The sequence below is a fragment of the Enhygromyxa salina genome (genome assembly GCF_000737335.2).
In the GTDB taxonomy this organism is placed as follows: domain Bacteria; phylum Myxococcota_A; class Polyangia; order Nannocystales; family Nannocystaceae; genus Plesiocystis; species Plesiocystis salina_C.
In genome coordinates this window covers 51,443-62,329 of the sequence record NZ_JMCC02000047.1, presented here as the reverse complement: position 1 = coordinate 62,329, position 10,887 = coordinate 51,443, and the positions used below count along the sequence as shown (strand labels likewise).

General features: G+C 67.0%; 12 protein-coding genes. 7 read left to right on the top strand and 5 right to left on the bottom strand.

The features are described from left to right. Positions 1–647 precede the first annotated feature (647 nt). Positions 648–869: a hypothetical protein gene (locus tag DB30_RS18995; protein ID WP_146659588.1), complete on the top strand. Its 222-nt coding sequence runs from the start codon at positions 648–650 to the stop codon at positions 867–869. A 264-nt stretch (positions 870–1,133) separates the two neighbouring features. Here the strand turns inward: DB30_RS18995 and DB30_RS18990 are convergent, their stop codons facing one another. Then, positions 1,134–2,192, bottom strand: coding sequence for a hypothetical protein (locus DB30_RS18990; RefSeq protein WP_146659586.1), 1,059 nt, complete (start codon positions 2,190–2,192; stop codon positions 1,134–1,136). Between the two features lie 143 nt (positions 2,193–2,335). On the opposite strand from DB30_RS18990, the gene DB30_RS18985 reads away from it, so the two are divergent. Genes DB30_RS18985 through DB30_RS18975 form a run of 3 tightly spaced genes read left to right on the top strand, consistent with a single transcriptional unit; the run spans position 2,336 to position 4,671 of the window. Next, positions 2,336–2,941 carry a putative signal transducing protein gene (locus DB30_RS18985; RefSeq protein WP_146659584.1) on the top strand — a complete coding sequence of 202 codons (606 nt, stop codon included), beginning with the start codon at positions 2,336–2,338 and terminating at the stop codon, positions 2,939–2,941. Between the two features lie 17 nt (positions 2,942–2,958). Then, positions 2,959–3,813 (top strand): alpha/beta hydrolase, encoded by an 855-nt coding sequence (locus tag DB30_RS18980; RefSeq protein ID WP_052550950.1) that lies wholly within the window; start codon positions 2,959–2,961, stop codon positions 3,811–3,813. A gap of 12 nt (positions 3,814–3,825) precedes the next feature. Continuing rightward, positions 3,826–4,671, top strand: a complete 846-nt coding sequence (locus DB30_RS18975) for a M48 family metallopeptidase (protein WP_052550948.1) — start codon at positions 3,826–3,828, stop codon at positions 4,669–4,671. 44 nt (positions 4,672–4,715) lie between these two features. Here DB30_RS18975 and DB30_RS18970 read toward each other — a convergent pair whose 3' ends face one another. Both DB30_RS18970 and DB30_RS18965 read right to left on the bottom strand, forming a co-directional pair. Further along, positions 4,716–5,525 carry a tRNA(His) guanylyltransferase Thg1 family protein gene (locus tag DB30_RS18970; RefSeq protein WP_240480268.1) on the bottom strand — a complete coding sequence of 270 codons (810 nt, stop codon included), beginning with the start codon at positions 5,523–5,525 and terminating at the stop codon, positions 4,716–4,718. Beyond that, on the bottom strand, positions 5,522–5,932 hold the full coding sequence (locus DB30_RS18965; protein WP_052550946.1) for an AAA family ATPase: 411 nt from the start codon (positions 5,930–5,932) through the stop codon (positions 5,522–5,524). The genes DB30_RS18970 and DB30_RS18965 overlap by 4 nt, the downstream gene beginning before the upstream one ends. 64 nt (positions 5,933–5,996) lie before the next feature. On the opposite strand from DB30_RS18965, the gene DB30_RS18960 reads away from it, so the two are divergent. Together DB30_RS18960 and DB30_RS18955 are read left to right on the top strand one after the other, a co-directional pair. Then, positions 5,997–6,167 carry a hypothetical protein gene (locus DB30_RS18960; RefSeq protein ID WP_153258361.1) on the top strand — a complete coding sequence of 57 codons (171 nt, stop codon included), beginning with the start codon at positions 5,997–5,999 and terminating at the stop codon, positions 6,165–6,167. A gap of 203 nt (positions 6,168–6,370) precedes the next feature. Then, on the top strand, positions 6,371–7,177 hold the full coding sequence (locus DB30_RS18955; RefSeq protein WP_052550944.1) for a hypothetical protein: 807 nt from the start codon (positions 6,371–6,373) through the stop codon (positions 7,175–7,177). 37 nt (positions 7,178–7,214) lie between these two features. Here DB30_RS18955 and DB30_RS18950 read toward each other — a convergent pair whose 3' ends face one another. Both DB30_RS18950 and DB30_RS18945 read right to left on the bottom strand, forming a co-directional pair. After that, entirely contained in the window at positions 7,215–7,679 is a 465-nt protein-coding gene (locus DB30_RS18950; RefSeq protein ID WP_052550941.1) for a hypothetical protein, read from the bottom strand. A gap of 152 nt (positions 7,680–7,831) precedes the next feature. Beyond that, entirely contained in the window at positions 7,832–8,749 is a 918-nt protein-coding gene (locus DB30_RS18945; RefSeq protein ID WP_146659580.1) for a hypothetical protein, read from the bottom strand. Positions 8,750–9,009: 260 nt separating this feature from the next. On the opposite strand from DB30_RS18945, the gene DB30_RS18940 reads away from it, so the two are divergent. After that, on the top strand, positions 9,010–10,815 hold the full coding sequence (locus tag DB30_RS18940) for an IgGFc-binding protein (protein ID WP_052550937.1): 1,806 nt from the start codon (positions 9,010–9,012) through the stop codon (positions 10,813–10,815). Positions 10,816–10,887 lie beyond the last annotated feature (72 nt).

Here is a 10,887-nt window from a genome sequence, read left to right as displayed (position 1 = left end):
CACGTGCGTAGATACGCCGGGTTGCGGCCGTCTGCGGCCTTGGGTGCGCTCCTCGCTTGGTGCACGTTTGCTCCGATCTGGAGATGCGGGGATTGGCGAACCCGTGGGGGGTGGGTGACGAGCTTGCTTGGGGGGCGCCTCGCTGGAGCGGAGGAGAGTGGGTGACGAGCTTGCTTGGGGGCGCCTCGCTGGAGGGAGGGCGAGTGGGCGCCGCTGGGGGGGGGGGAAGAGATTGCTTGGGGGGAGGTCGCGTGGGAATGGGGGGCTACGATCTGGGGGTGGGTGGTCGCGAACTTTGGAAATGGGGCATTGTCTGGGTGGTCTGTGGAGTTGGGGTTGCGCTATTGGGGTGTGCTGGGAATAGGGGGAGCGGCGGGGAGGAGCGCTTTGATGGGGGGAGCGAGATCGCGTTGGTTTGTCTGCATGCGTATGAGGTGTTGATCGTGCAAAATGACATGGGATCGCCGGGGGTCCGGGGGGAGTTCTTGGGGCGGTGTTTGGTGGGGGCGCAGCGAACGCGTGGGGAGATTGGGGAGGTGGCGTGGGCGGAGCGGACCCGCTGCATGCTTGGGGGGGAGACGGCGGCGCAGCTGCGGGCGTGTGCGGGGCGGGGGCGGGGCGGGCCTCGGTTGCTCGAGAGTGTCCATGTGGCGCTGGCGGGTGAGGCTTGTGAGCACATGTTCTTGCTGATGCAGCGGGAGTTTGGGCGGGCACTGGTGCCGCCGGAGGATGTGCCGCGGCTGGTGCGGGACTGCGTCGTGGAGTTCGAGGCGGAGTGTGCGGTGGATCCGGTGGCGTTCGAGCGGGAGGCTCGGTGTATCGCTCGGGCGCGCAACCTGGATGAGCTCGAGCTGTGTGGGGGCCCGTGAGAGCGTGTGCGGTATCATCTGGGGGTGCGGGGTCGCTCACTCATTGCGTGCTGCTTGTTGCTGGGGCAGGCGGGGTGTCTGTGACCCCCTCGTGGCCATGCTCGCCGAGGCCGGTCCCAACATTGGGGTGTCGGCGCTCGAGGGCTTCAAGCAGGCGTGCCGGGTAGAGACCGAACGAGAGTGCCGCGAACGCTGGCGGTGACCAAGCTGGATGACATCGCGGGCTGCGACCGAGACTGATCACGGAACTGCCTACGGAACTGCCTACGGCACAATACAAATACCAACGTCGGCGAGCATCGGCGGGGCCTCGTCTGGCGCGAAGAATGCCACGCAGCTCAGCGGCGCCATGCAAGGATCCGGTTCGTTCAGATCACACCATTGCGTGCAGCAGTTTGGGTCGTTGCCCTGACAGCCCGGGACCAGATCCTTGGCCACACACGCGAGCCCAGGCTGGCAGTCGGTGTAGTCGTCGCAGGCCTGCCCTTGGCCGGCCGGCGAGGCTGTCAGCGCGCAGTCGAAGCCGTTGCCGGACCAATAGCAGCCGTAGTCGAGCGGGCAATCTTGGATCAAGGGATCACACTGCTTCGAGCACAGCGCGATCGCCCCGGAGAACAGGCAGCCCCAGCCAACTGGGCACATGAGGTTTTGAGGCGGGCCCACACAAAATGGGACGCAGGTGCCGTGCCACTCGCCCTCGAACCATTGCAGCTTCCAGCAAAAGCCGTCGCCGTTGCAGTCGTCTTGGGCGTTCTGCGGGCTGTCGAGGGTGCAGGCTTCCCCCCATACCTTGTCGCCCAGGATCGGCATGCACTTGTTCGCGTCCCAAAAGCTGCCGTTTGGCTGGGTCGCGTAGGGCACACATTTGTGGGTGGGGAAGCATGCCTGCGCGAGCGGATCGCAAGGCTCGTTGGTGACGTCAGGGGGAATGCCCCAGGTGTCGTCGCCCCAGTCCTCGCTGTCGCCGTCGCCGTCGGGGCCGGTGTCGGGGCCGGTGTCGGGCCCAGTGTCGGGATTGCTGGTCGTGCTCGGGCCTTCGCTGCTGCTGCCTTCGCCGGGGTCGCCATCGCCGTCGCCGTCACCTGCGTCGGTGCTGGTGCTCTCGCCCGAGCTCGAGCTGGTCGTGCTCGGGCCGGCGTCGGCGTCTGCGTCTGCGTCGACGTCGTCACCGACCGAAGTGGCCGGCGAGGTGCCTGCCGTCTCGCCGCTCGCGTCCGCGCTGCCGAAGCCAAGATCCGGCAACGGACCGCGGCCACAGGCCAGCGCGCCAGCGAACATCGCCAGCAGCAAGCACTTGGCGGGGTCCGCCGAACCACTCCGCATCACCGCCACGGTACCAGAGGCCCACGAGCCGCGCGGTCGCGGGTGTTCGTGGGCTTTGGCGAGCAGCAGGGGGTCCCCACGGCGCCGCCCCGCCCGCTGAGGCCCGGTTCGGCCCGCGCGGCGGTGGGGACTATGCTCTAGCCGTGCAGGACGCACTCGTGCCTTTGTGCCGCTGCTCGGGCCTCACCCAAGCGCAGTCGATCCGCGGCTCGCTCGAGGCGCGTGGGATCCCCACGCTGATCGACGGCGAGCACCAACACAACATGCTCGGGCTGTTTGGCTCCGTGATGATCGACCTGAGGATCATGGTCCCGCGCTCGCAGCTGCGGGTCGCATACGAGCTCGCGCGGGAGTTGATCCCGGACCTGGCCGAGCCCGAGTTCGACGAAGACATCGAGCTCGCCCGCGACCGCGAGCTGCCGCCGCACCGTCGCGCGATGCCCGAGGATCTCGTGCCCTACCCCGACGAATTCGGCTCGGAAGCGGAGCACGACGACGAAGGCGAAGACGACGACGACAGCGGTGGCGAGCTCGACCCCTACGATGACGAAGCGGACGACCTCGCCGAGATGCGCGAGCGCAAGTCGCTGATCGGCCCGCGGATTGGGGTGGGCCTGGGCGTGCTGTTTTGCTTGGTCCAGATCGCCGGCCAGCAAACCGTGACGGGGGTGATCGGCCTGTTCATCATCTCGATCTTGGTCTACTCGCGGATCATCCCGATCACCGCAGAACCCCCAGCGAGGTCATGATGTGGCACCCTGCTCCGATGCACCGACCCCGTCTCCAACGCGAGCTCCACCGTGTCACGATCGGCATGATTGGGTGCTTGGCGATGCTCGCCTGCGAAGCGCGAACCCCCGAGCCCAGCGCGCAGCACCCCGTCAAGACCGCGCCGGCCCCGGCGGCCGTCAGCACCAGCCCCGCACCGGCCAACCCCAACGAGCTTCAGCAGCTCGCGGGCGTGCACTTCCTCGAGTTCGTGACCGCTGGCGCCGATCCAGCGGCCGAGCTGCCAATGATCATTGCGATCCACGGTCTGGGTGACTCGCCCGAGGGGTTCCGCGGGCTGCTGCAGGGCTTTGATCAGCCTGCGCGCGTGATCGTGCCGCGGGGCCTCGACGCCCACGGGCCCGGCTGGTCGTGGTTCCCGATCCGCGTGAGCAACGTATCCAGTGAGGACTTGCAAGAGCTCGCCGCGGGGATCGAGCGGGCCGCCAACACGCTCGCGCCCATGATCGAGCAGCTCGCCGCCACGCGCCCCACCACTGGCAAGCCGATCGTCACGGGCTTCTCGCAGGGCGGCATGCTCAGCTTCACGCTTGCGATCCAACACCCACAGCTGCTGTCGGCCGCGCTCCCAATCGGCGGCTGGCTGCCCGAGCCGCTGTGGCCGGCCAAGGCTGCAGCCGACACCGCCATGATCCCGATCATCGCGTTCCACGGCGACGCCGACGACCGGGTCCCCTACCCTGCCACCGTCACCGCCGTCGATCACCTGAAGCAGAGCGGCTTCGTGGTCGAGCTACACAGCTACGCCGGGGTGGGCCACACGATCCCCCGCCCCATGCACGCCGATCTGATGAACGCCCTGCGCACCAATTTGGCCACGCCCGCAAACTGAGGCCCCCAACTCATGGCAAAGCTCAAGACCCTCCCCGGCCTGACCGCCGCCGACTTCATGCACCCGTGGGACGTCAAAGCCACGGCCGCGCTCAAGGCCGTGCCCGGCTTTGACAAGCTGATCGCCAAGGTCATGGAATACAGCTTCGAGCGGGTCTACTACCTGCAAAACGTCGCCGACAACGTGCGGGTGAGCGACAAGATGTTCCCCAAGCTCAACCGCTACCTCGAGTGGGGTTGCAAGATCTTGGGTGTGGACAAGCCCGAGCTCTATGTCTCGTTGGACCCAAACTACAACGCGTTCACCTACGGCCACACCAAGCCCTTCATTGTCATTACCTCGTCGCTGCTCAACCTGCTCGATGAGCAAGAGAAGATGTTCGTGATCTGCCACGAGCTTGGCCACATCAAGTGTGAGCACGTGCTGTACACCCTGGTCGCCGAGAACATCGCAATCCTGATCGAGATCTTCGGCAAGATGACGCTGGGCCTGGGCTCGCTGCTTGGGGCCGGGCTCGCGCTGCCGCTGCTCGACTGGTACCGCAAGGCCGAGCTCTCGGCCGACCGCGCCGCGCTGCTGGCCGTGCAGGACCCCGCGGTCGCCATGCGCGTGTTCATGAAGATGGCCGGCGGCGCCGAGAGCCTGCTCGACGACATGGACTCGAGCGAGTTTCTGCGCCAGATCCGGGCCTACGAAGACCGCGACGTGTCGGGCTTGGATCGCGCGTACAAGCTGCTGATCACGGTCATGCGCACGCACCCGTTCCCGATCATGCGAGCCAAACATCTGGACCGGTGGATCGCCGAGGGCGGCTACACCAAGGTCAGCGGGATCCGGGCCGAGCCGCTGCGGATCTGAGCGTCAGGCCGCGCCGAAACCCGCGCACAACGGCCCCGAGTGACTCAATCGGGATCGCGCGCAACCACCGGCTCGGCGCCCTCGAACACCACCTCCACGCGGTTGGTGACCTGGTCAAACGGCGGCATCTCGACGCGCTGGACGTGGGTGCGGCTGACAACCAACGAGGGATCCCGACGGGCGGCGTGCTGCGGCGGCAATTGCTCGATGTCCTTGGCAGTGAACGCGCGCTGGACCTCACGCCGCTGGAAGAACGAGCCGCGCTTGAAGAACGGCGGGTAGTCGTTGAAGTTGACCCCGGCGCGAAACAACAGCTCCTGCCGCTGAGAAGAGCTGCGACCCATGACCTCGTCGTGGGAATAATAGTGGCGGGCGGCCATCGAGATCGCGTTCTTTGTTGCGTCTCGCTCGCGCCACAAGAGCGCGTTCACGGCCTCGTCTTGGTTTGGAAGCGACCACACGCGACAGTCGAACAGCGCAGGCCGCTCGACGCGCTCGGGCAGCAGCGCGGGCACGCCAGCGTTGAACCACGCGGTCGTCATCGACGCCAGCGTTGACGTCAGCTTCTGAATCCGCCCGTCCATGAAGGGCGCGGCCGCGTGGGTCGACGTGTAGAACATCAGGCTGATCTCGTCGGACTGCGTGTAGCCGATCACCGCCTGGGTCTCGCTGACGAGCTGCGCGGTGACCTGCTGCATCAGCGTGGACAGGCGTTCGTCGTAGGGGCGGGCCAAGCCCTCGGTCCACCGCGAGAAGCACTTGCCGTCGATCCGCGCGCAGAAGGGTACCAGCGGCATGCAGCGGCGGCCGACTTCGCGGCGCTCGTACATTTTCATGCGGTCGCCAAGGCTCACGCGGCCTCCGTGACGACTCGGATCTCGTCAAAGCCCTCGTTGGCGGTGACCGGCTCGAGCTTGGCGAATGTGCCTCGAATGGCGCGATCGGGTACCCGGGCCCGATCCTCGCGCGCGGCGTTGCGGGCCAGCGCGAGCTCGATCGGAACCTCGAATACGACCGCGACCGTGCGAAACCCAGCGCCCTTGGCCGCTGCGACATAGCGGGCACGAGTCTCGCGCTTGGGGTTGGTGTTGTCGACGACAAACGCCTGCCCGACGGCCAAGCATGCGTACATGAGCACCACCTCGCGATGGGCGGTGCGGAGCATGTCCCGGTTGAGGCGCAGGTGGGTGTCCGCGTAGTGCTGGGCGTAGAACGAAGACTTTCCGCTGGCTTGCACCCCGACGAGGACGACCGCTTCCATGCCGCACGTTAGCAAGAAAGTCTTGGCGCCCAAAGCTCTTTGACCCCCACAAAGACCCCGGCGGGTGACGCTGCCGGACCGCAGCCTCGAGCCCCGGGCTCGCTGGATCGACCACGCCAACCGCTTCGGGTGGGAGCTGCAGCTCGGCCAGGAGCCAACGCCCGTGTTCGGTCCCAGCGACCGGGCGTGGACGAGGTTCGTCGCGGTCGGACACCGGACGGTCGCAGCGTACTGAGCACCCCAGAACAGCGTTGTCCGGCACTCCCACCCGCACGATATTCGCCGACCCCGGCCATCCGCACGGTTTGTGCATGGACATGACCGCATGCGAGGCGAAGGTGTGCCGGTTGTGCGCGAAACCACAGCCGTCGGGGCACGGCCTCAATCTGCGGCTTTTACGCTTGGTTTTCGCGGGGTCGCGGTCCGACAATGTACACAATGCGACGCTACGCTCTCCACTTGGTCACGAGTGCGACAGTTGTCGCGTTCACGCTCTCACTGGTGCCCCTCGATGTGTTGGCCGCCCCGCCAGATGAGTCGGCCGCGCCGTCAGACGCCGCGTCCGAGGTGACGACCACGCCGGCACCGGCCGAGTCAGCTGCGCCCGACTCACCTACCCCGGATGCCCCCGCCCCCGCGCCGACCCTGGCCGCGAACGACCGATCGACCGCCGGGTGGCAGTTGCTGCTCGGGGAGCAGGTCAACGTCCAGCGCGTGGACGGCATCTTTGTTTATGGCCAGCTGCAGAGCGTCGACGAGACCTCGATCGTGATCCTTGGGAGCGACGGGATCGCGCGTCCGGTCGCTCGGGAGCAGGTTCACAGCGCGGCGATGCTCGACGGCGGAAAAGCGCCGGCGCCGGGTCCGGAACCGAAGGCATCCGAGATCGGAAAGCGGCCGATCCTCAGTCGGGCGCAGCACGAACACGGCAAGTCGGTGATGGTCGCTGGCGCGTTCCTCCTCGGGCTTGGGTTCGTGACCGGGGCTGTTGGGGCCGCCGTCGCGCTGGGCGAGTGGGATCCGCTTTACCTGGCTTTTATCAGCGTGCCCGGGGCCGTAGTCTCGTTCGCGATCGGTCTGCCGGTGCTCGTCCGAGGCAGCAACATAAAGAACAGCGCGCTCGGCTCAGTGACGCTGCGTGGGCCGACGCTGCTGGTTCACGATCGCCGCGGAAAGCCGCGCCTCATGCTTGGGCCGGGGGGCGGACCGTCGCCGTTCGGTGGCGGGTTCGCGCTGCGCTTTTAGATCGACGCACAGGCCCGCGCTGCGCCTGTGAGCCCCGCTACCCCGAGTTGCGCACCGCCGTCGCCAGAACATAGCGGTAGTCGCCGAGCTGATTGGCGACCACGCGCGTGCAGCTCGTGCTCACGAGCAGCTCGCGCCCGGCGAACGCGACCCAGCCCTGCTCACGGGTCTCGGGCGCGCCAAACCGGTCCTTCAGCGCGGCCCGCCAACCATCCGAGACGGCTTGCATCACGAGCCGCTCGTCGCTGGTCGTGCCGTCGCCTCGGGGCGCTTCGATGCTGGACACCAGCTGGTGCATGAGCGTCTGCGCCAGCTCCTGGGCGACGATCTCCTCGTGCCACGCCGGCTCGTCCCAGTACACGCACCAGCGCGAGCCATCGCGCTCCATGGTGTCGCCGTCGTCCACCAGACCGAAGCGCTCGATCACGGCCGCCTCGGTGAGCGGGGCCGGCTCGCGCAGGAGCGGCGACGCGAGCAGTCGAGCCAAAATGATCTCGTGCATGCCACGATCTACCTGGTTTGTGACGTGGAGTTGAGGCCCGCGCTAGCGAAAGATGTCAAACCCCGCTCAGCGGACAACGAGGGCATCGCCGGGAGCACCCAGACGTGAACGCACCACGGCCTGCGATTCCGTGCCGAGCTATGCACGGCTGTTTAGGGCCCCACGAAGTAGGCTCGATTGAGGGCATCGCTGCCCCACCCAGCCTCGAAGCTCTGCGCGTCGACCATCGCTGGGGCGTCGTCAAACATCTCGCTCTGCGCGACGGGCCAGTTCTCCCACGAGAACACGCCCACGACGTGATAGAGGACGCCGTTGTTCAGGTACACCCACGCCTGCCACCAATTGTCCATTCCGGCCTTGTCGTGGTCGCTCATCGACACCATCCATTCGGTCGTGTTGCTGAACGCGGGGGGGCCCGGATCAGGCCAGTCCAGTTGCGCGATGGTCTGCACGAAGACCGTGCTCCCGTCTTCGTATATGTCGTAGATGTGGTTCTGATTGCCGACCACGACGTTGATGCTCGCGGTGTCGTCGTCGCCGCTCGGGGGCACGTTGTGCGCGTCGTCGACCGGGAGGTTGGCGAGCACGGGCCAGCGGTCGGACAGCGGCTCGGGTGCTTGCCACGCGCCGCTGACCCGGCGGTAGTACATGCCGTCGTCGCCCCATACGAGCAGCTGATCCCAGATCTCGATGAAGGTGATGGCCTGCGGCGCGACGGAACAGGGCGGCGCGTTCACGCCTGTCCACACTTGATCGAGGGGGAGCGAGTCCCACGTGTCGTTGGCGAACCCGTACGAGTAGCGATAGCGCTGGCACGGCTCGTCACCGTCGCCGTCGCCGTCGCCGTCGCCAGAATCACCGTCACCGTCACCGTCGCCGTCGCCGTCGCCGTCGCCGTCGCCGGGGTCGCCGTCGCCGTCGCCGTCGCCATCGCCATCGCCATCGCCGTCGCCCGTGTCCCCCTCGGACTGACCCGCGATGAACGTGCCCATCCTGCCATCAACCGTCCCGCATGCGATCAACCAACCACCGAGCAGACTCGAGACGAGGAATGGGGATGCCCATTTCATGCCGGGATTCTACGCCACCCATTCGCGCGCGTAGTTCGCTCGCGGGCTGGCGTGATCCGAAGGCCATTCGACGTCGACCCGCGGATAGAACATACGATCGGGGGTCGGGGGCAGCGTGAACGTCGCGGCCCGCATCGGATGTCTCATCCGCCAGCGCTCGCCGTGCATGATATAGGCACCGGATGGAAAGCTTCGTCGCGTCTCCCCGCTCCGCTACCTGGTTGTTGGTCGCCCTCGGTCTCGGCTGCGCGAGTGGGGGTATGGACGGCGACTCGAGCACGAGCGTGTCGACCAGCGCATCCACGAACTCGACGATCGCGACGAGCGAGGACGAGTCAACGACGGCCGCGACCGACGAGACCGCGGACACCAGCACCGAGAGCGGGCTGAAGTTCGACGTCAACGTGACTGACATGGGGCTCGGCGAGCTCGGGTGCAGCCAGGATCTACGCGCCGTGATCAACGGATCTGGCGAGCTCGTCGAGGAGTGCGCGCCAGACGAAGGCTGCGACAACGGTGAGTGCGTGCCCGCGTGTCAGGCCGCCGCGAGCAGCCAGGCAAACTTTGGATGTCACTTCATCGTCCCAACGCCACCGTCCTGGGCCGGCTCGCCGCCGCCCTGCTTTGCGACCTTCCTGACCAACAGCTGGGACCACTCGGTGCAGCTGCAGGTCGCGCGCGATGGGGTCGACCTCGATGTGTCTGTCTTCGCGCGCGTGGTCACGCCGGGGCTGGCTCCCGAAGACTGGCCAGGCCTGCCCCAGGAGGGGCTGCCCCCGGACTCCGTCGCCGTGTTGTTCTTGTCGCACCAGCCCAACGCGGTCCACCCCCAGCAGATGACCCCGCTGTATTGCCCAAGCCCGACCGCGGTTGAGGCGAGCACCGAGCTCGTCGCGTCAGGCCGCTCGGCGGCGTTCGAGATCACAACTGACATCCCGGTGACCGCCTACGACATGATGCCTTTTGGCGGCGCGTACTCGTATATTCCAAGCGCCGAATTAGTCTATCCAACCAGCGTGTGGGGCACGAACTATGTTGCGATCACGCCCCCGCCCGGGACCCACAATCCGCCCGGGCCGCTGTGGCTGCAGATCGTCGCGCTCGAGGACGACACCATGGTCGAGGTCGCCCCGACCGCCCAGCTTCTGGCTGGCAACGGGCTCATCGGCATCCCACAAGGCGACTCGGGCCAGGTCACGCTCGCGGCCGGCGAATTCGTGCAGTGGGAGGTGCCACAAGACGACAGCGATCCCTCGGGCACGCGGGTGCTCAGCAACAAGCCGATCGCGCTGCACACCGGCAGCCGCTTCTTGCGTCTGCAGCCCACCCCCAACCCCGGCGGCGAGTCGGCGCATCAGCAAAACACCTCCGTGGCCACGCTCGGCAATCTGTATGTGGCTGCGCCCTACGAGACGCGGCGCGCCGACCTGCAGCCCGAGGACATCGCGTACCGCTTTGTTGGCGCCGTCGACGGAACAACCCTCGAATTTGATCCGCCGCTCGTCGGTGCCCCAGCGACCCTCGAGCTCGGGGAGATCGTCGACTTCACCACGACCGAGCGGTTTCGGGTCACGAGCCAGGATGATCAGCACCCGTTCTCGATGGCCCAGCTGATGGGCACCGCCAACCTCGTCGGCGGCACCCGGCCCGGGGCGACGGCGCCCGGGTTTGCGATGCTGCTCGGTGACGAGGAATTCGTGCTCATGTTGCCGCCGGCACAATTTCTCCAGCGCTATGTGTTCTTCACGGATCCGGCCTATTCGACGACGAACCTGGTCCTCACGCGGGTCGCTACTGACAAGGGATTCGCCGACGTCACCGTCGATTGCCTGGGGGTCATTGGCGACTGGCAGTCGGTCGGTCAGGATGGCGCCTTCGAGGTCACGACCGTGGATCTCGTGCGCGCGGATGTCGGCGTCAACGGGTGCGAGAATGGCCTGCACACCGCGACCAGCGAGGGCCCATTTGGGCTCACGGTCTGGGGCCTCGATAGCTTCTCGTCTTATGGCTACCCGGCGGGTGGGAACTCCATCTCGCTCAACGATGTGGTCGTGCCGGCCGGCTGACGGCTGACCTTCCCCTCGCGCTCAGAATTGTGCAGAGTCCCGGCCGCGGGCCCAACGTGGGTTCGTCTTCGC

Bases quoted from the DNA above. Each gene is read 5' to 3' on its own strand.
- DB30_RS18980 (WP_052550950.1), top strand. From the start codon at position 2,959: ATGCACCGACCCCGTCTCCAACGCGAGCTCCACCGTGTCACGATCGGC.
- DB30_RS18955 (WP_052550944.1), top strand. From the start codon at position 6,371: ATGCGACGCTACGCTCTCCACTTGGTCACGAGTGCGACAGTTGTCGCG.
- DB30_RS18990 (WP_146659586.1), bottom strand. From the start codon at position 2,192: ATGCGGAGTGGTTCGGCGGACCCCGCCAAGTGCTTGCTGCTGGCGATG.
- DB30_RS18950 (WP_052550941.1), bottom strand. From the start codon at position 7,679: ATGCACGAGATCATTTTGGCTCGACTGCTCGCGTCGCCGCTCCTGCGC.
- DB30_RS18965 (WP_052550946.1), bottom strand. From the start codon at position 5,932: ATGGAAGCGGTCGTCCTCGTCGGGGTGCAAGCCAGCGGAAAGTCTTCG.
- DB30_RS18975 (WP_052550948.1), top strand. From the start codon at position 3,826: ATGGCAAAGCTCAAGACCCTCCCCGGCCTGACCGCCGCCGACTTCATG.
- DB30_RS18940 (WP_052550937.1), top strand. From the start codon at position 9,010: ATGGACGGCGACTCGAGCACGAGCGTGTCGACCAGCGCATCCACGAAC.
- DB30_RS18945 (WP_146659580.1), bottom strand. From the start codon at position 8,749: ATGAAATGGGCATCCCCATTCCTCGTCTCGAGTCTGCTCGGTGGTTGG.